Annotated in this window: 19 protein-coding genes; 12 read left to right on the top strand and 7 right to left on the bottom strand. The window is 67.0% G+C overall.

Annotated features, from left to right (window positions below):
* The first annotated feature begins 50 nt into the window (after positions 1–50).
* The 5 genes from ATE64_RS14430 to ATE64_RS14450 all read left to right on the top strand — a co-directional run bounded on the left by ATE64_RS14430 (position 51) and on the right by ATE64_RS14450 (position 6,300).
* On the top strand, positions 51–2,144 hold the full coding sequence (locus ATE64_RS14430) for a malate synthase G (protein ID WP_058457596.1): 2,094 nt from the start codon (positions 51–53) through the stop codon (positions 2,142–2,144).
* Between the two features lie 66 nt (positions 2,145–2,210).
* Positions 2,211–2,705 (top strand): hypothetical protein, encoded by a 495-nt coding sequence (locus tag ATE64_RS14435; RefSeq protein WP_058457595.1) that lies wholly within the window; start codon positions 2,211–2,213, stop codon positions 2,703–2,705.
* 54 nt (positions 2,706–2,759) lie between these two features.
* Positions 2,760–3,383 carry a DJ-1/PfpI family protein gene (locus ATE64_RS14440; protein WP_058457594.1) on the top strand — a complete coding sequence of 208 codons (624 nt, stop codon included), beginning with the start codon at positions 2,760–2,762 and terminating at the stop codon, positions 3,381–3,383.
* Positions 3,384–3,459: 76 nt separating this feature from the next.
* Entirely contained in the window at positions 3,460–5,460 is a 2,001-nt protein-coding gene (locus tag ATE64_RS14445; protein ID WP_058800174.1) for a GMC family oxidoreductase, read from the top strand.
* 111 nt (positions 5,461–5,571) lie between these two features.
* The gene (locus ATE64_RS14450) at positions 5,572–6,300 is read left to right on the top strand and encodes a rhodanese-related sulfurtransferase (protein ID WP_082657794.1); all 729 of its coding nucleotides are present in this window, start codon (positions 5,572–5,574) and stop codon (positions 6,298–6,300) included.
* 143 nt (positions 6,301–6,443) lie between these two features.
* On the opposite strand, the gene ATE64_RS14455 is transcribed toward ATE64_RS14450, so the two are convergent.
* From ATE64_RS14455 to ATE64_RS14465, 3 genes are read right to left on the bottom strand one after another with little or no spacing between them, the layout of a single operon-like run.
* The gene (locus tag ATE64_RS14455) at positions 6,444–7,754 is read right to left on the bottom strand and encodes a caspase family protein (protein WP_058456895.1); all 1,311 of its coding nucleotides are present in this window, start codon (positions 7,752–7,754) and stop codon (positions 6,444–6,446) included.
* Positions 7,755–7,769: 15 nt separating this feature from the next.
* Positions 7,770–8,396, bottom strand: coding sequence for a class I SAM-dependent methyltransferase (locus ATE64_RS14460; RefSeq protein WP_082657795.1), 627 nt, complete (start codon positions 8,394–8,396; stop codon positions 7,770–7,772).
* A complete protein-coding gene (locus ATE64_RS14465) occupies positions 8,389–9,399 on the bottom strand; it encodes an SRPBCC family protein (RefSeq protein ID WP_058456897.1) in 1,011 nt (336 codons plus the stop codon). The genes ATE64_RS14460 and ATE64_RS14465 overlap by 8 nt, the downstream gene beginning before the upstream one ends.
* Positions 9,400–9,498: 99 nt before the next feature.
* Between ATE64_RS14465 and trxB the strand changes: the two genes are divergently transcribed.
* A complete protein-coding gene (gene trxB, locus ATE64_RS14470; protein ID WP_058456898.1) occupies positions 9,499–10,464 on the top strand; it encodes a thioredoxin-disulfide reductase in 966 nt (321 codons plus the stop codon).
* Between the two features lie 100 nt (positions 10,465–10,564).
* Here trxB and ATE64_RS14475 read toward each other — a convergent pair whose 3' ends face one another.
* Genes ATE64_RS14475 through ATE64_RS14490 form a run of 4 tightly spaced genes read right to left on the bottom strand, consistent with a single transcriptional unit; the run spans position 10,565 to position 13,327 of the window.
* On the bottom strand, positions 10,565–11,380 hold the full coding sequence (locus ATE64_RS14475) for a hydrolase 1, exosortase A system-associated (RefSeq protein ID WP_058456899.1): 816 nt from the start codon (positions 11,378–11,380) through the stop codon (positions 10,565–10,567).
* Positions 11,365–12,033: a hypothetical protein gene (locus tag ATE64_RS14480; protein WP_058456900.1), complete on the bottom strand. Its 669-nt coding sequence runs from the start codon at positions 12,031–12,033 to the stop codon at positions 11,365–11,367. Before ATE64_RS14480 ends, ATE64_RS14475 begins: the two co-directional genes overlap by 16 nt.
* Before the next feature lie 17 nt (positions 12,034–12,050).
* Positions 12,051–12,329: a phosphopantetheine-binding protein gene (locus ATE64_RS14485; protein WP_058456901.1), complete on the bottom strand. Its 279-nt coding sequence runs from the start codon at positions 12,327–12,329 to the stop codon at positions 12,051–12,053.
* A complete protein-coding gene (locus tag ATE64_RS14490) occupies positions 12,326–13,327 on the bottom strand; it encodes a GNAT family N-acetyltransferase (RefSeq protein WP_058456902.1) in 1,002 nt (333 codons plus the stop codon). The genes ATE64_RS14485 and ATE64_RS14490 overlap by 4 nt, the downstream gene beginning before the upstream one ends.
* A gap of 35 nt (positions 13,328–13,362) precedes the next feature.
* Here ATE64_RS14490 and ATE64_RS14495 point away from each other — a divergent pair, with 35 nt between their 5' ends.
* From ATE64_RS14495 to ATE64_RS14520, 6 genes are all read left to right on the top strand, one after another.
* The gene (locus ATE64_RS14495; protein WP_058456903.1) at positions 13,363–14,895 is read left to right on the top strand and encodes an acyl-CoA ligase (AMP-forming), exosortase A system-associated; all 1,533 of its coding nucleotides are present in this window, start codon (positions 13,363–13,365) and stop codon (positions 14,893–14,895) included.
* Complete coding sequence (locus ATE64_RS14500; protein WP_058456904.1) at positions 14,892–16,121, top strand: pyridoxal-dependent decarboxylase, exosortase A system-associated; 1,230 nt, start codon at positions 14,892–14,894, stop codon at positions 16,119–16,121. Before ATE64_RS14495 ends, ATE64_RS14500 begins: the two co-directional genes overlap by 4 nt.
* 172 nt (positions 16,122–16,293) lie before the next feature.
* Positions 16,294–16,950, top strand: a complete 657-nt coding sequence (locus ATE64_RS14505) for an XrtA/PEP-CTERM system exopolysaccharide export protein (RefSeq protein WP_058456905.1) — start codon at positions 16,294–16,296, stop codon at positions 16,948–16,950.
* Between the two features lie 44 nt (positions 16,951–16,994).
* Complete coding sequence (locus ATE64_RS14510; RefSeq protein ID WP_058456906.1) at positions 16,995–18,536, top strand: XrtA system polysaccharide chain length determinant; 1,542 nt, start codon at positions 16,995–16,997, stop codon at positions 18,534–18,536.
* Positions 18,537–18,550: 14 nt separating this feature from the next.
* Positions 18,551–19,576, top strand: coding sequence for an AAA family ATPase (locus ATE64_RS14515; RefSeq protein ID WP_058456907.1), 1,026 nt, complete (start codon positions 18,551–18,553; stop codon positions 19,574–19,576).
* Positions 19,576–21,297: a hypothetical protein gene (locus ATE64_RS14520; protein WP_058456908.1), complete on the top strand. Its 1,722-nt coding sequence runs from the start codon at positions 19,576–19,578 to the stop codon at positions 21,295–21,297. The genes ATE64_RS14515 and ATE64_RS14520 overlap by 1 nt, the downstream gene beginning before the upstream one ends.
* Positions 21,298–21,301: the final 4 nt, after the last annotated feature.

Consider the following 21,301-nt stretch of genomic DNA (forward strand, 5'->3'; position numbering starts at 1 on the left):
TTTCCTCCCCGGATTCCATTGCGCGATCGCGCTGACCAAAGGGTGCTTGAATGACTGATTTTCTCGACCGAAATGGCCTCTCTGTCGATTCGCGTCTGGTCGATTTCATCGAGACAAAGGCGCTGCCCGGCACCGGGCTCGATAGCGCCAAGTTCTGGCGCGATTTTGCGGATCTGCTCGGCCGGTTCGCGCCCGAAAATGCCGCGCTGCTCGCAAAGCGCGAGGATCTGCAGGCGAAGATCGACGCCTGGCACCGCGCGCGGGAAGGGCAGGCGCACGACGCCGCCGCCTATCAGGCGTTCCTGCGCGAGATCGGTTATCTCGTCCCCGAACCCGCGCCGTTCAAGGTCGGGACCGCCGACGTCGATCCCGAGATCGCGACGATGGCGGGGCCGCAACTCGTCGTGCCCGCGCTCAACGCCCGCTTCGCCTTGAACGCCGCAAATGCGCGCTGGGGCAGCCTGTACGATGCCTTTTATGGCACCGACGCGCTCGACGCGCCGCCGGCGAAGCCTGGCGGCTACGATCCCGAGCGCGGCGCGGCGGTGATCGCGCGCGCCAAGGCGTTCCTTGACGAAACTGTCCCCCTCGCTTCGGGAAGCTGGGCTGACTGGCAGGGCGGGCAACTCACGCTCGCCGATCCGTCGCAATGGGTGGGCAGCAAGCCCGGCGCGATATTGCTTCGCCATAACGGCCTGCACATCGAGCTGGTGATCGACCCCGACAGCGCGATCGGCAGGACCGACCCGGCGGGCATTGCCGATGTCATCCTCGAAGCCGCACTGACGACGATCATCGACCTCGAAGACAGCGTTGCCGCGGTCGATGGTGAGGACAAGGTGCTCGGTTATACCAACTGGCTCGGCCTCATGCGCGGCGATCTTACCGAAAGCTTCGCGAAGGGTGGCCGCACCGTCACGCGCGCGATGGAGCCCGACCGCAGCTGGACCGCGCCCGATGGTACGGCGTTCAAACTGCCGGGCCGCAGCGTGATGTTCGTGCGCAACGTCGGCCATCTGATGACGACGCCGATGATCCGCCTGCCGAACGGCGCCGAAGCGCCCGAGGGGCTGTGTGACGCGGTGATCACGAGCCTCTGCGCGCTCCACGATCTGCACAACCTCGGCAGCCGCAAGAACAGCCGCGCGGGCAGCATCTATATCGTGAAGCCCAAGCAGCACGGCCCCGAGGAATGCGGCTTCACCGACCGCCTCTTCAACGCGGTCGAGGATATGCTCGGCCTCGATCGCCACACGATCAAGGTCGGCGTGATGGACGAGGAACGCCGCACGAGCGCGAATCTCGCCGCGTGCATCGAGGCGGTGCGCGACCGCATCGTCTTCATCAACACCGGCTTTCTCGACCGCACCGGCGACGAAATCCACACCTCGATGCGTGCGGGACCGATGATCCCGAAGGGTGAGATGAAGTCGAGCGACTGGATCGCGAGCTACGAGGACCGCAACGTCCGCATCGGCCTTGCGTGCGGGCTTTCGGGCAAGGCGCAGATCGGCAAGGGCATGTGGGCGATGCCCGACCTCATGAAAGCGATGCTCGACGCGAAGATCGGTCATCCCAAATCGGGGGCGAACACTGCGTGGGTGCCGTCGCCCACCGCCGCGACGCTGCACGCGCTCCACTATCATATGGTCGATGTGTTCGCCCGCCAGCGCGAGATCGCGGGCGAGGCGGTGCCGTCGCTCGATCGGCTGCTGAACATTCCCGTCGCCACCGGGCGCAACTGGAGCGAGGCCGAGATCGCGCGCGAGCTCGACAATAATTGCCAGGGCATATTGGGCTATGTCGTGCGCTGGATCGATCAGGGTGTCGGCTGCTCGAAGGTGCCCGATATCGACGATATCGGCCTGATGGAGGACCGCGCAACGCTCCGTATTTCCAGCCAGGCGCTCGCCAACTGGCTGCTCCACGGTGTCTGCAGCGAAGCGCAGATCGATGCCGCGCTGGCGCGCATGGCGGCCAAGGTCGATGCACAGAATGCGGGCGATCCGCTGTACGAAAAGCTGACGCCCGACGGTATTGCGTACCGCGCCGCGCGCGCGCTGATCTTCGAGGGCGTGGCGCAGCCGTCGGGCTATACCGAGCCGTTGCTTCACAAATATCGGCAAGAGAAGAAGGCGGCCTGATCGAAAGCCGGTTGCCCGCCCGATCGGCGGCATGTAGAACATAGGTGGAACAAAAGGGAGTCCGCCATGTCCGCTGCCGTCGATGATGCCTATCGCCACTATGCCAAGGTCGGCAGGTTTGCGGGTCTGCGCGAAGCCGGCGGCGCGGCTCTCAAACTCTACCATCTGACCGCACCCGATGCGCCCGTTCCCGACGGCGTCGCGCGCCTGTGCGACGACTGGTTCGGCGGTAAGGCAGATGCGGCGGTCGAACCCGGCGATTGCGGCTTCGTGCTGCTCCATCGCTGCGGCGCCGATTTCTATTTCCTGCTCGTCTCGGTCTGGCGCGGGTCGAACGAGTTGTGGGAGGCGGTGTGGTATCGCCATGGCGACATGTCCGCCTTTGCGCCGTTCGATCCTGCCTATCCCGACGCGGCGGGGACGGTGCGGCCGACCTTTTGCGTCTGGGAGTTCGGAATCGTTGCGCACGAGGCGCTGGCCTGGGGCCGCTATCTCGCGTCGCCGCGCGACGCCGCCGCGCTCGCCGCATGGCGCGCCGACATATTTTCCGGAACCGTGTAGCGGCTGGCGCTGGAAAAGGCCGGGTCCTCGCCTATCTTGGCGGCGGAGAATGATATGCAGATCGCGGTCCTGACCTTCGACGGCTTCAACGAACTCGACTCCTTCGTCGCGGCCGCCATCCTCAATCGCCTGCGCCCGCGCGGCTGGGCGGCGCATATCACCGCGCCGAGTGCCGAGGTGACGTCGATGAACGGCGTGACCGTGGCGCGGCAGAAGCCGATCGCGTTCGCCGCCGAGGCCGACGCGGTGATCATCGGCAGCGGAACTCGTACCCGCGACTATGCCGCCGACCCCGAATTTCTGGACGCCATCCGCCTCGACCCCGCGCGCCAGCTGGTCGGGGCGCAATGTTCGGGAACGCTGTTGCTGGCGAAGCTCGGCCTGATCGGCGATCTGCCCGCCTGCACCGACCTGACCACCAAGCCCTGGGTGATCGAGGCCGGGGTCGAGGTGATCGACGCACCGTTCGTCGCGCACGGCAATGTCGCGACCGCGGGCGGCTGCCTTGCCTCGCAATATCTCGCGGCGTGGATGATCGCGCGGCTGGCTGGCGTCGAGGCGGTCGAGGAGGCGCTTCACTATGTCGCGCCGGTCGGCCAAAAGCGTCTCTATGTCGAACAGGCGATGGCGGCGGTGCGGCCGTTCCTGTCCGAAACGGTTGCGACGGCCGCCGCCTGAGCGCGATATAGGCTTGCCTTTCGGGCGCGGAGCCCGGACACAGACGCCTGCTCAGCAGGGGGGGGGGGAAGGGCTTGTGGCCGCACCGTTCAATTTCGGGCAACTCAAATTCCTGAAGGCGCTGACCGAGGCGCTGTTCCATGGCGCCGAGATGAAAATCACGCCCGATCAGGTCGTCGCCAACATCAGCAGCCTGTTCGGCAAGGTCGGCGGGACCAAGCTCGACGAGATCCGCCTCTCGCTCACCGGGACCGAGATCGTGCTGGGGCCGATGTTCGCCGAGGTCGGCGTCGCAACGCGCGTCGAGCGGATCCGGAACCGCCTGCAGAACAGCCAGATCGACCTTTTCCAGGACATGGCGCGGCTGCGCGGTATCGTTTACGCCTGCTATTATGGTCACTGGATGCCGGGCGATCAGGATGCCAACCTGAATAACCCCGTCCACAAGCAGATCGGCTTCACCCTGCCGAAGCATCGCGTTCGCGGACCCGGCGAGCTGGAAATCAAGCGCGTCGAAGGCCGCGAGATCGACGATGCCTTTATATTGGATGCGGCGACGCTCGGCGATGAATATGACGTGATCGTCGTCGGTTCGGGCGCGGGCGGGTCGGTCGCCGCCTACAATGTCGCGGCGCGGGGCTATAAGGTGCTGATTGTCGAAGCGGGGCCCTTCTACCCCTCGCCGCGGATCGATCACCACGAACTCGACATGGTCGCGAACCTGTTCAAGCATGGCGCGCTCCAGACCTCGACCGATCGCGATTTCGTGGTGTTTCAGGGGCGCTGCGTCGGTGGGTCGTCGACGGTCAACAACGGTATCTGCCTGCGCGTCAATGAACCCGGGCGCACGCATCCCGACGCGGTCGATGTCCTCGACAAATGGGCCAGCATCGGCGCGCCGGTCGACAAGGCGGCGTTTCATGCGAGCTACGACGCGATCAGGGGGCGCCTCGGCATCGACACGGCCGAGCCGCGCAGCGGACGGCACAACGGGCCGCACCTGACGAACGGCTGGCACGCCTATGCCGCGACCTCGTCGGACCCCAGGGAAAAGCGCGCGGTCGCCGACTGGTTCGCGAAGAATTTCGGGCCGCCGAATACGCCCAATGCCTGCGCCTATTGCGGTTATTGCAACGCGGGATGTCCCTATGGACGGCGGATGGGGATGGCGCAGACCTATCTGCCCGATGCGTGCCGCGACCATGGCGCGCGCATCCTGCCGGGGACGAAGGCCGAGCGCATCGTCTGGCAGACGAGCATCGACGGACGCCGCGAGGCCGAGGCGGTGAAGCTGGTGCTGCCGGGCGGGTCCGAACGGTTCGTCCGCGCGCGCGTCGGGGTGGTCGTCGCGGCGGGGACGATCGCGTCGTCGAAATTCCTCGATCGCAGCGACATCAGCGGCACCGGATATCAGGTGTCGCTCAACATCGCGTCGCCCGTCGTCGCGCTGATGCCGCCGGGCGTCGGCGGCAATGCGTGGGACGAGGACCAGATGACGAGCTATGTCGACTGCGGCGACTTCCTGCTCGAAAGTCATTTCCAGCCGCCGATGGCGATGGCGTCGCTGATGCCCGGCTGGTTCGGCGATCATGCGGCCCGGATGAAGAATTTCGGCCGCGTCCATTCGGCGGGCATCCTCTTCCCCGCCGACCGGCGGGGGCAGGTGACGGACGGCAAGCTCAAGTTCAAGCTCGACGTCGACGAAGACCTGCCGCTGCTGCGCCGCGCGATGGCGACGCTGACCAAGGTACATTTCGCCGCGGGGGCGCTCGAATGCTATCCGGCGCTTACCAAAGGCCAGGTGGTGACACCCGACATGGATATCGACGATTTCTTCGAAGAGGCCATAAAGGAAGCTGACGACGCGACGCTGTCGAGCAGCCACCCGCACGGCGGCAACGCGATCAACGAAGACCCGCAATATGGCGTCGTCGACCCCGAATGCCGCGTCCACGGCACGACCAATGTGCTGGTGACCGACGCCAGCGTCTTCCCGACCTGCATCCGCGTCAACGCGCAATGGACCACAATGGCGATGGCGCATTATGCGACCGCGCGGAGCGATCCCTTTCGGTAGGCGACCTCACGATATCCGTTCGTGTCGAGCGACGTCGAGACACCGTGAGGCCATGCGCCAACGATAGGCATCTCGACTTCGCTCGATGCGAGCGGGTAAGGGGAGCGCCCTATGACCTTCACCGTTGCCGCCCTCTATCGTTTTGCGCCGTTCGACGATCCCGCCGCGCTGCGCCAGCCGCTGCTCGACCTTTGCGCCGTGCAGGGGGTAAAGGGCACGCTGCTGCTCGCGCGCGAGGGCGTCAATGGCACGATCGCGGGCAGTGAAGCCGGCATCGCGGCGGTGATCGCCCATATCCGCGCGCTGCCCGGTTGCGCCGAACTCGACGTCAAATATTCGGCCGCCGCGGCGATGCCCTTCCAGCGGCTGAAGGTGCGGCTGAAGAAGGAAATCGTGACCATGAAGGTGTCGGGGGTCGACCCGGCGCGCGACGCCGGAACCTATATCGACCCGGCTGACTGGAATGCGGTTGTCGACGATCCGGGCACGGTGGTGATCGACACGCGCAATGCGTTCGAGGTCGGCTATGGCAGCTTCGACGGCGCGATCGATCCGGGGACCAAAAGCTTCGGCGATTTCCCCGGCTGGTGGCGCGCTAACGCCGAGCGTTTCGCCGGCAAGCGCATCGCGATGTTCTGCACCGGCGGCATCCGCTGCGAGAAATCGACCGCTTTCCTGCGCAGCGAAGGCGTCGAGGACGTCGCGCATCTGAAAGGCGGCATCCTCGCCTATCTCGAGCAGGTGCCCGAAGCCGACAGCCGCTGGCACGGCAGTTGCTTCGTCTTCGACGAGCGCGTCAGCGTCGGGCACGGGCTGGTCGAGGTCGGCGAGAAGGAATAGCGCGGACTCTATATTCTGGCCGCTTTGGCTGGACTCCAGACCTTCGTCATCCCGGACTTGATCCGGGATCCACAGCAGCGCTCAAGTCATGGACCCCGGATCAAGTCCGGGGCGACGAAATATTGAATGTCCGCAACCGGCCGTCACCCCACCGTCAGCGTATAGGTCACCTTATAGTCGCTGGCGTCGCCGTTCAGCGTCCGGGTGAAGGTGCCGGGCGTCGAACCCAGGTCGACGGTGCCGATATTGTCGCTGCCGCCGATATCGTCGAATTCGCGCAGCTGAAAGCTCACCGGCTGTTCGAAGGTGAAATTCCGGTCGACGACCCAGCTCTCGCCCTTCTTGATCGAGAAAATCTCGCGCGACCCCTCGGGGAAACGCTCGCCGGTGTTGAAGCGCAGGAACAACTGGTCGGGCAGGCCGAGCCCGAGCCGCCCGGTCAGCTTCACCGCCTCGACGCGGATGTTCGAGAGCGTGTATTTCTTCGTCGCCGGAAGCGACGCCGTCACCAGGGATTTTGCGGCGACCGGCGTGGCCCTGGGATTTTTCGCGAGGCGCGCGACGCTCTCGCCGGCCTGCGCCGCATGTTTGCCCGACGGAAATTCGGCAAGATAGGCCTTAAACGCGCTGGCGCTGTTCTCGGCGACCGCGCCCTTCCACATCAGCTCTTCGAGCGCGGCGCGATTTCCCGTGGAAGCCTGACCCGCGCGCGGGACCAGATAGAAGGGCGTGCCGGTAATGCTGGCGCTGACGAACGGCCGCTGCCGGCCGCCGGTTGCGGCCAGCACATCGTCGCGGATCGCGCCGCCAAGCAATTGCACCGGCAGGTCGGGCTGCGGGAGGCGCTTCGCGAGCGAAGTCGCGAAGGGCGAGTTGCCGGCGGTGCCGTCGGCGGCGAGTTGGCCCGGCGCGGCGGCAAAGATCACGAGCACATCGTCGGCCTCGACGCCGGCGAGCCCCGTCTGCACCGCGCGCGTCCCCGATTTCCATGTGCGCCCGAAGGGGTTGTTGCGGCACGAATCGAGGATGACGATGCGGATCCGCGCGCCCGACACCGCTTCCATCATCCGGTCGAGGTTGATCGCCTCATAGGGCAGGTCGAGGTCGGATTTGAGCTGCGCATCGGTCGGGATCAGCCAGTTCTTTCCCTGCGCCTCGATCCCGTGCCCGGCATAATAGACCATCGCGATCTCGGCCCCTTCGGCCTTGGTGCGAAAGTCGCGCATGACTTTCTGGAAATCGTTGACCGAAAGATTGGCCGCGACGGTCACATCGTCGAACCCCGCCTGCTTCGCCGACGCCGCGACCAGCTTGATGTCGTTCGGCGGGTTCGCGAGGCGGCTGGTGTTCGCATAATCGCCGTTGCCGATGACCAGCGCGACCTTGCGCGCCTCGGCGCCGGTCGGCGCGATAAGAAAGGCGGCGGAAAGAATGAAGAGCCACAAACGGATCATCGCGCTATCCTCCCGTCACGATGCGACGCGCGCGGCGCCATATTCGACCCAGCCAAAGGGGCGGGGCGTCTTGGGCATATAGGCCGCGCCCTGCCGGTCCACCGAAAAACCGGCCTTTTCATACGCCTGCGATATCGGGCGGGTCAGGTGGCAATTGCCGCCGATGCGTTTCCACACCGGCTCGATCCGCCGCTGCCATTTCGCGACGCCGGCGTCGGGGGCGCCGCCATGCTCCAGAAACAGCGCTGTTCCGCCAGGCTTCAGCACGCGGCGGATTTCGCCGAGCACCGCCGCCTGATCGGCGACCGAGCAGAGGGTGAAGGTCGTCACGACGGTGTCGAAGCGCCCGCTCTCGAACGGCATCGCCTCGCCGATCCCGCCCTGGATGTCGGCGTCCATCCCGCGCGCCGACGCCGCCGCGCGGCTCATCGCGAGCAGCTCGGGCGAGGGATCGAGCCCGGTGAAGCTCGTCACGCGCGCGGGCTCGTAAAATTCCATGTTGATCCCGCCGCCGCAGCCAAGCTCGAGCACATCGCCCTGCGCGTGCGGCACGACCTTGCTCCGCGCCTTCATGATCTGCCCCTGCGAGCAGGCGCATTTGATCACCCGCGGCACCCCATGACGTTCCCACCAGCTATTCATGGTCCTTCTCCTGGGCGATCCGGCCGGCGACGATGGCGAGCACATTATTCTGGATGTCGCCCAAAATCATCTCCCCCCACATCGCCGCATAGGCGTTGAGCGGCGTCGCGGCGCGATAGTGCGTCCACAACCGGATTTTCGTCCCGCCGTCTTGCATGGGAATCAGGTCATAACCCCCACTTTCGATCCAGAGATGGCGGCCGTGCGGGTCGATATGTTCGTCGGTGCGCAGGCGGATCGACGCGTCGGGAAATGAAAAACGCCATTGCAGCGCGCGATCGGGTTGCCAGCGCGTCACGATTTCCTGGAACCGCACCCCGCCCTCCCATTCTGCGTCGCGGACGGCACCTTCGCCCCGGCCGGTCAGCTTGGCGCCGGTTGGGCGGGGCAGGCCAAGAAGGCTCTGACTGAACGTCCAGACACCTTCAGCCGCGCCGATGTCGGGAATTGCAAGCAATTGCGGCCAGACCGCTTCCGGCGGCGCAGCGACGCTGATTTCACGAACGACCTGATAGCGAGCGGTCGGCGGCGCGACATGCTGATCGACGACCAAGGAAAGCAGCGGCAACAGCAAGAGCGCATTCGCACGAAAGATGCTGGAATCCACGCCATTGCTCTGTTTGCGATACTGATAGACCGGCCAGACGCCCAGCATTCCGAATAGAAGCCAAAGCGGCAACAGCATCAGGATGCAGACGATTCCTTCGCGAAATGCAACGGCGCCGATGACGGCGACGCCCACGCTCAACCAGACGGGCACGAGGGCGAAGGTGGAGCGCGGCCAGTTGCGTCCCATGCTGCCCACCCATGCGACGAAGGCCGACAGTGCGGCGGGCAGGATGACGAGAACCGTGTAGCCGATGGCCCCGGCGGTGCCCGCGGCGGCGGCGGTGTAGGAGCCAACGGCGACCGCGAAGGCAATCGCCAAGGCGGTTATCAGCACCCAGCGGTCGGGCCGCCTGCCCGCTCCCTCTCGCTGCTCGGATGAAATGTCCTTTTCCATGCTCCCCCTTGGCGCGGAAACTGACCCTTGCTAGCGCGGTTGGCAACACCCATCTGTGCGATCCCGCACAGGATTCGCCTCCGGACCCGAAAGACGATCATGCCCGCCACGCACCACACCAAAATGCTCATTCTCGGTTCCGGCCCCGCCGGCCTGTCGGCCGCCATTTACGCGGCGCGCGCGGGGATGAAGCCGATCGTCGTGCAGGGGCTGCAGCCCGGCGGCCAGCTCACCATCACCACCGACGTCGAGAACTATCCGGGCTTTGCCGAAGTGATCCAGGGCCCATGGCTGATGGAGCAGATGACCGCGCAGGCGACGCATGTCGGGACAGCCATGATCTGGGACACGATCGTCGACGTCGACCTGTCGCAGCGTCCGTTCAGGCTGACCGGCGACGGCGGCGATATCTATCTCGCCGAAACGCTCGTGATCGCGACCGGCGCGCAGGCTAAATGGCTGGGCGTCGAGGGTGAGCAGGAACTGGGCGGCAAGGGCGTCTCGGCCTGCGCGACGTGCGACGGCTTCTTCTATCGCGGCAAGAAGGTCGTCGTCATCGGCGGCGGCAACACCGCGGTCGAGGAAGCCCTTTATCTCACCAACCACAGCAACGATGTGACCCTGATCCACCGCCGCGACCACCTTCGCGCCGAGAAGATCCTGCAGGATCGCCTGTTCGCCAACCCGAAGATCAAGGTGCTGTGGAACAAGCGCGTCGACCGCTTTGTTTCGGGCGAGGGGGTGTCGGGTCTGGTCGGCGTCGACCTGATCGACACCGTCACCGGCGCGGCGAGCCACGAGCCGACCGACGGCGGCTTCGTCGCGATCGGCCACAGCCCGTCGACCGAGCTGTTCAAGGGCAAGCTGCCGCTCGACGACGACGGCTATCTGCAGGTGACGCCCGGCACGTCGTTGACCTCGATCCCCGGGGTCTTCGCCGCGGGCGACGTCACCGACAAGGTCTATCGTCAGGCGGTGACCGCCGCGGGCATGGGCTGCATGGCGGCGCTCGACGCCGAACGGTTTTTGGCCGAGGCCGAATATCACGCGATGGTGGAGGCATAGGCCGCGCGGCGGGTAACGACCGGTGGTGGACATTGACGGAATAGCGCTCTCCCCTGAAGGGGAGAGGGCGTTTGGTCCGCTCCCCAACCCGACGCGGCCGTCAGGCCAGCCCTCTCAATATCCGAGCCAACAGCCAGTCGGCATCCTTGCCGGCAAAGCTGTGTGACGGGCTGGCGAGCTTTTCGATCCCGACGGTCGAAGGGTTCGCCTCGATAGAGGCGAGTGACGGCGCCAGCGCGTCCATAAAGGCCTGCGCGGTGCGGTCGCCGGTAGCGAGCAGGATCATTGCGGGGCAGGGCAGCTCGGCGATGATCCTGTCGAGCCGGTCGGCGAGGCTGTCGGGTGCGGGCGGCTGCGGCGCCTGTTTCAGGGCGGAGAGGCCGCGAAACAATTTCCCTATGTCGATCTCGCCCTTCAGCAGGCGCAGCAGGCTTTTCGGATCTTTCAGCCGCGCCAGATAGCGCGCGCGTATCGCCGAAGCGGGCGGCAGCGCGGGTTCGTCGGCTTCCTCCACGCTGTCTTCATAGGTCCACGGATTGGCAAGGATCAGGGCGTCCAGCGCCAGCGGCTGGTGCAGCAAGAGCGCGCTCGCCGCATCGCAATTGCCGAACGCGACGATGCGCGTCACATGGGGTGCGGCCTCGCGAAACGCCGCGATCGCGGCGGCGATGTCGGGTCCGCTGCTTGCATAGCCGCCGTTGACCCCCTCGCTGTCGCCGATTCCGCGGCGGTCGAAGCGGAACACCGGTTGCCCTACCGCGGCGATCCGCTGCGCCAACATCGCCATCCCGCGATGCGCGCCGCTCCGTACCTCATTGCCGCCCGAGACGATCAGCAGGCCCGTCGAGCCCGGCGCCTCGTCGATGGTCGAGGCGAGCGCTGCCCCTTCGCAGACGAAACTCAGCTGATGCCGCATGTCTTGCTCCATGCGGCGATGTCGGCGGCGATCGCAGCCGCCATCGCCGCATCTTCGCCGGGCTCGGCGCGCAGCCACAATGGCGTTCCCGCGATGCCGTCGGCGCCAAGGCCGATCGCGCGCAGCGGCGCGACCGGCTGCGCTTCGGCGGCGCCGAGCTGGGAGACCATCGCGGGCGACAGCGCATTGCCCGCGAGCAGCAGCGGCGCGTCCCTTGCCGCCGCCTGCAAGCTTTCCAGCGACGATTCGATCCCCGCCTCGCGATCCGCGGTCACGCGCGCGCGCAGCATCGTGCGCAGCAACGGCGCGCCGCCGACGGGGGCAAGCCGCCACCAGGCGGCGGCCTCCGCGCGATGATCGATCAGCGCGCCGCCACGAATCGACGCGATCACGACCGGGCCGTCGATTCCGGCCGCGACCTCTGCCAGCGCATCCCGCCAGCATTCGAGATCGACGTCTTCCAGCGCGATCAGGCTTTCATTCTGGCCGGGGAGATCGGGCAGCACCGCCGCATATCCCTCCGCTGCCAGCGCGCGCATCGCCAGGACCAGCGTCCGGCGCAGGCGGTTCGCTTCGTCGAACAGCGGCGGCACGAACAGGATGGTGGCGCGGCTCGCGCCGGACGGGGCGATGCGGAACAGATGCTCTGCCATGCCGCCCCGCGCCTACCTCAACCGTTCACTTTGCGCAGCGAAAAGGCGAGGAGATTGCCATAGGTTTCGAAAATCTCGCCATCGATCTCGTCGTCGTCGATGATGATGCCGAGGCGGTCCTCCATCTCGGTCAGCACGGTCGCGACCGCCATCGAATCGAATTCGGGCAGCTCGCCGAACAGGCCGCTGTCGTCGGTCAGCGCCGCCGCCCGCTCTTCGCCGAGGCCGAGCACATCGGCGAGCAGCGCGCGAAGCGTGGCGTCGACGCCGGACGGTTCGAAGGTCGGTTCGGTCACGTATCTTTCCCCAGCATGGAACGCGCAAAGGCTTTCGATGCCGGCCCCCATGCCGCGATGCGCGCCGGATTGAAAGCCTCGATCCGCCAAAGGGGCTCGTGCCGGTTCATCCAGTCGCGCTTGTAGGCGTCGTTTCCGGTGCCGAAATCGACGCGCTTCACGCCGTCGATGTCGATCACATGGCGGAAGAGCGCGGCCGAGAGCAGGGTGCCGGGCGACGCCTTCTGGCTGTCCTCGACATGCGCGAGCTTGTGGATGAAGGCGGTGCCGTCCTCGACCGTCCAGAACTGGGCGGCGACCGGCGCGCCCTCGATACGCGCCAATCCCATCCGGAACGTGCCGCGCGCGCTTTCGGCCTCGGCAAAGGCGCGCAGCAGCGCGGGATGGCCTTCTTCCGGTTTCCAGCTCGCGGCGTAAATCTCTTCATAGGCGGCCCAGCTTTCCGGATCGAAGCAGGTCAGCAACGCGATATCGACGATGCCCTTCTTCGCCTTGCGCTGGACGGTGCTGCGCAGCGCGCCCGGGCGGCTCGCCCACCAGCCATCATGGTCCATATCGGAGAGGTCGAGCCAGTGGCGGTCACCCGCGGGGCGGGCGTCCACCCACCATCCGGCGGCGCGCAGCGCCGACTGGATGGCGGAGCGATCACCGTCGCGAACGGGGTAGAGCGAAAGGCGCGCGGCCCGGTTGCGGATATCGCGCAGAAGCGCGGTCAGGGCTACGCCCCGATCCCCGTCACCCTCGTAAAGCGGCCGGATGGCGAAGCTGTACCAGTTGGTCAGGCCCGCGAAATGACCGGATTTCTCGGCGCGCAGAGGAAGCCATGCGGTGACGTCGCCGACGGTCGCCTTTGCATCGTGCCGGCCGCCAGCGGCAAAGCCATGCGCCTCGATCAGCGCGAACCATTCGGCACGGTCGAACGGCGATGCGCCATCCGCCGCGCGCGCTGTGGCGGGCAGCGTCTTATCATTAGCGCGATCTTCACCGTTCCCTTGCATGCTGCGGCCCTCTATCAACTCTCTCCTAACAGCCGATGACCAAAGCCGAAAACCCACAGTCGTATCCGGTCGACCATCTCGCGCTTCGCGGCGCGGCGGATGCGCCTGCGCTGCTGACCGGCGACCGCGTGCTGAGCTTCGGCGACCTCGACGCGGCGGTCGGACGGCTCGCCTCGTGGCTGCTGGCCGAGGCCGGCGGTCCGGGCGAGCGCGTCGCGAGCTGGGGCGCGAAGTCGCGCGCGACCTGCCTGTTGCCGCTGGCGGCCGCACGCGCCGAGCTGATCCATGTGCCGGTCAACCCGCTGCTCAAGGGCGCGCAGGTCGCGCATATCCTGGCTGACAGCGGCGCGAAACTGCTCGTCACCAACCGATCGCGCGCCGACATGCTCGGCGACGGACTGCCCGATGATTGCGCGGTTCAGGATCTGAAGCTTGCCGAGGACGTCATCGATTCGGGCGGGGAGGGCCTGCCGCCGTCGATCGCCGAACCCGACGATCTGGCCGCGATCCTCTACACCAGCGGATCGACCGGACTGCCGAAGGGCGTGATGCTGAGCCATGCGAATCTGTGGCTGGGGGCCGAGAGCGTCGCGACCTATCTGAAGATCGTGCCCGGCGACCGCGTGCTGGCGGTGCTGCCGCTGAGTTTCGACTATGGTCAGAACCAGCTGTTTTCGAGCTGGTATGCGGGGGCTTCGGTGGCGCCGCTCGACTATCTGACCCCGCGCGATGTCGTGAAGGCGGTGGCGCGCCATGGCGTGACGACGCTGGCGGGGGTGCCGCCGCTCTGGGTGCAACTCGTCGAGAGCGACTGGCCTGCCGAGATCGCAGCGCTGCTCCGACGCCTGACCAACAGCGGCGGCGCGCTGACGCCCTCGCTGATCGACGCGATGCGCGCGACCTTTCCGAAGGCCGACATCTATCCGATGTACGGGCTGACCGAAGCCTTTCGTTCGACCTTCCTCGACCCCGCGCTCGTCGCGGCGCATCCGACCTCGATGGGCCGGGCGATTCCGCACGCTGAAATTCTGGTCTGCCGTCCCGACGGCAGCGTCGCGGCGGATGACGAGCCGGGCGAGCTTGTCCACGCCGGACCGCTGGTGGCGAAGGGCTATTGGCAGGACGAGGCGCGGACTGCCGAACGCTTCCGGCCGGCGCCTGCCGCGTCGCGATACGGCGGAACGGCGGTATGGTCCGGCGATACGGTACGGCGCGACAGCGATGGGTTGCTCACTTTCATCGGGCGCGACGATGCGATGATCAAGACCGCGGGCAATCGCGTCAGCCCGACCGAGGTCGAGGATGTCGCGGTGGCATCGGGCCTGATTTTCGAAGCCGTCGCGTTCGGCGTTCCCGATCCGCGGCTCGGCGCCGCGATCGTCCTGATCGTGCGCGGCAGGGAGGGACGCGAGGACATAGCCGCGCTCTCGGCCTATCTCCGCCAGAACCTCCCCAATTTCATGCAGCCGCAGACGATCGAGTGGCGCGATGCGTTGCCGCGGAACCCCAACGGCAAGCTCGACCGCGTCGCGATCGCCGCCGACTGGGCGAAGGCGGTGGCGGCATGAAGCCCCACGGTCCGATCCCGCCCGGTTTTGCGGCCGATGCCGACGGCATGCTGCTGATCGGCGGCGACCGCGCCGAGGCGCTCGCCGACGTGGCGGGCGACACGCCGCTCTTCGTCTATGACAGCGCGCTGCTCGCCGCACGCGTCGCCGAATGGCGCGCCGCGATGCCGCCATCGGTCCAGCTTCACTATGCGATGAAGGCGAATCCCTATGCGCCGCTGCTCGCCTTCATGGCGCGGCTGGTCGACGGTTTCGACGTTGCGTCGGGGGGCGAACTCAAGGCCGCGCTGGCGAGCGGAATGGCGGCCGAGCACATCAGCTTCGCGGGGCCGGGAAAGCGCGACCGCGAACTCGAAGCCGCGATCGAGGCGGGCGCGACGCTCAACCTCGAATCCGCCGGCGAAGCCGAACGGGCGCTGTCGATCGCCGCGCGGCTCGGCGTTGCGCCGCGGCTCGCGGTGCGCGTCAATCCCGACTTCGACCTCAAGGGATCGGGGATGAAGATGGGGGGCGGCGCCAAGCCCTTCGGGGTCGACGCCCACACCGTTCCCGCGCTCGTCCGCCGCCTCATCGACGCCGGAGCCGACTGGCAGGGGTTCCATATTTTCGCAGGATCGCAGGCACTTGATGCCGGTGCCATCGCCGAAACGCAGGCGCAGACCGTGGCGCTTGCCGGACGATTGGCCGACGCGATCGGCGCGACGCCGCCGCTCGTCAATCTCGGCGGCGGGATGGGCGTTCCCTATTTCCCCGGCGACGTCGCGGTCGACGTCGCGGCGGTCGGTGCCGCGCTCGGCGACACGCTTGCGACGCGCGACGCGGCGCTCGCGAACAGCCGGTTCGCGATGGAACTCGGGCGCTGGCTGGTGGCGGAGGCGGGCGTCTATCTGACGCGCGTGATCGACCGCAAGGCCAGCCATGGCGAGACCTTTCTCGTCACCGACGGCGGCCTCCACCACCAGCTCGCCGCGAGCGGCAATTTCGGCACCGTCATCCGCCGCAACTATCCGATAGGGGTAGCGAATCGCTTCGGCGCCGATCCCGAGGAGACCGTCTCGGTGGTCGGTTGCCTCTGCACCCCGCTCGACCGTCTGGGCGATCAGGTCGCGCTTCCGCGCGCGCAAGTCGGTGATCTGATTGTACTTTTCCTTGCCGGCGCCTATGGTGCGTCGGCAAGTCCGGCGGGCTTTCTCGGACAGGGACCGGCGCGCGAAATGCTCGTATAGAGCCGTTTCTGTGCCGATACGGCACAAACTGAGGCAAACGCGGCTCGAACTTAGCGCAAGACTAACGGTATATTCACCCTTTCGAGCAATAGCGGAAGCTGACGCAATGGGTTTCTTTGCAGCCGTTTAGGGGCGGCAGAGGGCACTCGGCCGCTCGAAAGGTGATTTGAATATGACGTCCTTCCCCTCGCTTCATGTCGCACGCCTTGCGCTGGTCTCGGGTATCGCCGCGACCGCCCTCGCGGGATGCATGGGCAGCACGGGGTCGGCGCCGCAGCTTCCCAGCGCCAATTTCGTTGCGAACCAGGAAGGGCCGGGCGAGGAATATATCATCGGGCCGCTCGACGAGCTGCAGATCTTCGTGTGGCGCAATCCCGAACTCGGCGGCAAGGTGCAGGTCCGCCCCGACGGCCGCATCACCACCCCGCTGATCACCGACATGCCCGCGGTCGGCAAGACGCCGACGATGCTGCAGCAGGACATCAAGCTGCAGCTCAGCCAATATATCACCGATCCGATCGTCAGCGTGATCGTCACCAGTTTCAACAGCACCTTCTCGCAGCAGGTGCGCGTCGTTGGCGCCACAGAGAAGCCGGCTTCGATCCCGTTCCGCGCCAACATGACCGTGCTCGACGCGATGATCGCGGTCGGCGGCCTTGGCGAATATGCGGCGGGCAACAAGGCGCGCCTCGTCCGCTATGACAAGGGCACCGGCAAGCAGGAGGAATTCGGGCTCCGCCTCAACGACCTCATCAAGCGCGGCGACATCAAGGCGAACGTCCGCTTGCAACCGGGCGATGTGATCATCATCCCCGAAAGCATGTTCTGATCTTTGCCCCCACCGACATGATTGCCAAGGACTGACAGCGAGCAATGAACGGCCTTTACGACGAAATCCGGGTGGCGGTGCACAGCGTCTGGACGCGCCGCTGGCTCGTGCTCGCGGTCGCCTGGGGCATCTGCATCCTCGGCTGGCTTGCGGTCGCGTCGATCCCCAACCGCTATGACAGCCGCGCGCGGTTGCTCGTCGACGTCAACCAGATCCTGCCCGACGATGGCACCGGCGGCTCGTTCGGGGCCGGGCAGCAGATCGACCAGATCCGCGAGACGCTGACCAGCGCGCGCAACCTCGAAAAGGTTGCGGCGACGACCGGGCTGATCGGCGCCGATGCCGGCGAGCGCGACAAGGCGGGCGCGGTCGCGATGTTGCAGCAGAATATCAAGGTCGTGCCGCAGCAGCAGAATATCTTCGAGCTGACCTCTTCGGTCGGGATCGGCAGCCTGTCCGACGCCGACAATGCGAAGCTCGCGAGCGGAATACTCGACAGCCTGATCACCGTATTCCGCGACGATCAGTTGCGCGGTGGCCGCGTCAACACGCGCGAGGGCCTGAAATTCCTCGATTCGCAGATCGCCGACCGCGAAAAGGGCCTGCGCGAGATCGAGGCGCGCCGCGCCGCGTTCGAGGCGCAGAATATCGGCCTGATCCCGGGCGGCACGGGCTCGCCCGCGCAGCGCGTCGAGGCGGCGCGCGCCGAACTCGGCCAGATCGACAGTCAGCTTGTATCGGCGCAGGCGCAGCTTGCAGCCGCGAACGGCCAGCTTGCCTCGACCCCGCAGTCGGTCCCCGGCGTCGGCGGCGGCGTGGGCGGCAGCGTCGCGCGCCAGCAGCTTGCCGGGGCGCAGAACGAACTTTCCTCGATGCGCGCGCGCGGGCTCACCGACGCGCATCCCGACGTCATCGCGCTGAAGAGCCAGATCGCGTCGCTGAAGGCCATCGCCGACCGCGAAGGCAGCGGCGGTGGCGGCGGCGGGATGCAGAATCCCGCCTATGCCTCGCTCGCCGCGATGCGCGCCGAGCGCCAGGCGACGGTCAGCGCGCTGACCGCGCGCAAGTCGCAGCTGACGGGCGACATCGCGCGCATCACCTCGCAGCAGATCCAGAACCCCGGTGTCGCCGCCGAATATGACCGGATCAACGGCGAATATACCGCGACCAAGGCGCAATATGACAAGCTGCTCGCCCAGCGCGAGCAGGTGCGGCTGCGCGGCGATGCGCAGACCGAAACCGACGCGATCAAGATCGAACTGCTCGATCCCCCGTCGAAGCCGACCAGCCCCGCGGCGCCGAACCGGCCGCTGTTCCTGACGCTGGTACTGCTGGCGGGGATCGGCGGCGGCATCGGCGCGGCCTTCGGCCTCGCGCAGGTCCGCCCGAGCTATGCCACCGCCGCGAAGCTCGAGCGTGCGAGCGGGCTGCCGGTGATCGGGTCGATTACCGAGGTGGTGACGCCCGACCGCCATGTCGAGCGCCGGAAGAGGCTGGTGTGGCTCGCCAGCGGAGCGGGGGCGCTCGTCGGCCTCTATGCGCTGCTGCTGATCGCCGAATTCGTCCAGCGCGGCATGGTCGCGTGAGCGGGGAAGAGGACATGAACGACCAACGCCCCGTCAAGCGCCAGCCCTCGCTGCTCGAACGCGCCGCCGACATGTTCGGCCTCGATCCCGCGAAGAATGCGTCGACGATCGACGTGTCGAAGCTGCCGCCCGAGCCCGAGAAGAAGGTGCGGAAGACCAAGACTGCACCGGTCGCGGACGTACTGCCGCCCGAGGCCGCTTCCGAAGCCGTGATCGAGGTGGCGCCCGTCGTGGAACCGGCGCCCGTGAAGGCCTCGCCGCGCAAGGATGTCGCGAAGGCGGCGCCCGCGATCGAGCCCGCGCGCCACGGCCGCATCGACCGCGACCGGCTTGCGTCCCGCGGCATGGTCGTGCCCGGCGCCCCGGTGACCGGCATTGCCGAAGAATATCGCATCGTGAAGCGCGAGATCATCCGCAATTTCGCGGGGACCGCGAACCGTCCGGTCGTGCCGCGCGGCCACCGTGTGCTGATTGCTTCGGCGAACCCCGGCGAGGGCAAGACCTTCACCGCGGTCAACCTCGCGCTCAGCCTCGCGGTCGAGGCCGACCACGACGTGCTGCTGATCGACGCCGATATCGCGAAGCCGAGTGTGCTCGAAGCGCTTGGCCTTGAAAATAGTCCGGGGCTGATGGATGCGCTCGCCGATCCGCATCTGCCGCTCGCCGATTGCCTGATCCAGACCGACATTCCCGGGCTGAAGGTCATGCCCGCCGGTACGCAGCATATGCACGATACCGAACTGCTCGCCTCGGCGCGGACCGAAGCACTGCTCGCGCAGCTTGAACAGGGCGCGCCGGGCCGGATCGTCATCCTCGATTCGCCGCCCGTTCTTGCAGCGTCGCCCGCGGCGGTGCTCGCCGGGCATGTCGGCCAACTCATCATGGTCGTGCGCGCCGATCTGACGATGGAAAGTGCGCTGCGCGACGCGATCGGCCTGATGGGGGCGTGCCCGCACATCCAGCTCCTGCTCAACGGCGTGAAATTCTCGCCGGGCGGCCGCCGTTTCGGCACCTATTACGGCCAGGGAGGCGGCGCGTGATGTCTCCCCGTATCACCTTGCGCACGGCGGCGGCGCTTGCCGCGCTGCTGCTCGCGGGAACCGCGACGAGCGCCGAGGCGCAATTCTCCGGCGATCCCGGCGCCGCGTCCAGCGATCCGGGCGCAAGCAGCGCGCCTTCGGCATCCGAAACCGGCCGCAAGGCGAAGCGCGGCGAACGCAAGAAGCGCCAGCGGCAGGTCGACGTCAGCCCCTATCTCGAGGTCGATCAGGTGCTGACCGCCGACCTGAAAGGCGGCGACGGCGATGTCCTGACCTACACGACCGTCGCGGTCGGTGTCGACGCGGCGATCGTGACGCGCCGCGCCGAGCTTGCGGGGACGATCCGCTACGAACATCGCTTCGGCGAAAGCGGCGGGCTCAGCGACGCCGATATTTTGAGCGGCCTCGTGCGCGGCCGCCTCGAAGCCGCGCAGGGGCTGAACCTTGAGGCCGGGGCGCTCGCGACGCGTGCGCGCGCCGACGGGCAGGGTGCCGACAGCGGCTTCTTCATCGGGGGCGGGACCAATGTCGCCGACCTCTATTCCATCTACGCCGGGCCGACCTTCGCGCGGCGTATCGGCAATCTCGACGTCGGCGCCGGCTATCGCTTCGGCTACACCAAGGTCGAGGTCGACAATCCCGCGGTGCTCGCGCCCGGCGTCCAGCCCCGCGATGTCTTCGACCATTCGACCAACCATGTCGCGTGGGGCAGCATCGGCCAGCGGCCGGGCGACCTGCCGTTCGGCTGGCAGGTATCGGGCGGCTGGGAACGCGAGGATGCGAGCCAGCTCGACCAGCGTTTCGACGGCAAATACGCCCGCGCCGACATCACCGTCCCGATCTCGCCGACCGTCGCGCTGCTCGGCGGCGTCGGTTACGAGGATGTCGAGATCGGCCAGCGCGACCCGGTGGTCGATGCCAACGGCGTGCCGGTGCTCGACGCGAACGGCCGCTATGTCACCGACACATCGAGCCCGCGCCAGCTGTCGTTCGACGTCGACGGGCTGATCTGGGACGCGGGCGTGATGTGGCAGCCGAGCCGCCGCACCTCGCTGACCGCGCGCGTCGGCCGCCGCTATGGCGACACCGTCTATACCGGCAGCTTCGCCTATCGCCCCGACCATGCGACCCTGGTCCAGGTCGGCGTCTATGACGGGCTGTCGAGCTTCGGTCGCGGTCTGTCGACCGGCCTCGCAGCGCTGCCGACCCAGTTCGACCCGACGCGCAATCCGGTGAGCGGCGAGGTCAACACCTGCGTCTTCGGCGAACAGACCGGCGGCTGCCTCAACAACCAGCTCGGCAATGCGGGGACGTTCCAGTATCGCAACCGCGGCGTGCAGGCGATCCTGAGCTCGAGCTACGGCCGCTGGAGCTATGGCGTCGGGGTCGGTTACGACCGCCGCCGCCTGCTCGTTCCGGCGGCGTCACCGCTCGCCTATCTCGATGGGACGAAGGACGAGAGCTATTATCTCTTCCTGACCGCGGGGCGCCAGCTCGATGTCGATTCGGATCTCAGCATTGCGGGCTATCTGAACTATTATGACAATGGCGCGCCGGGTGCGGGCGATGTCCAGTCGGCGGGGATTTCGGCAGCCTATTCGCGGCGCATCTGGCGTTCGCTGACGGGCAGCGCGGCGGCGGCGCTGAGCGCGTTCGACCAGGATGGCTTCAACAGCCGCCTGATCGGTTCGGCTTTGGTGGGCCTGCGGTACAATTTCTGATCGG

The sequence above is a fragment of the Sphingopyxis sp. H073 genome, from assembly GCF_001468395.1.
Classification (GTDB): domain Bacteria; phylum Pseudomonadota; class Alphaproteobacteria; order Sphingomonadales; family Sphingomonadaceae; genus Sphingopyxis.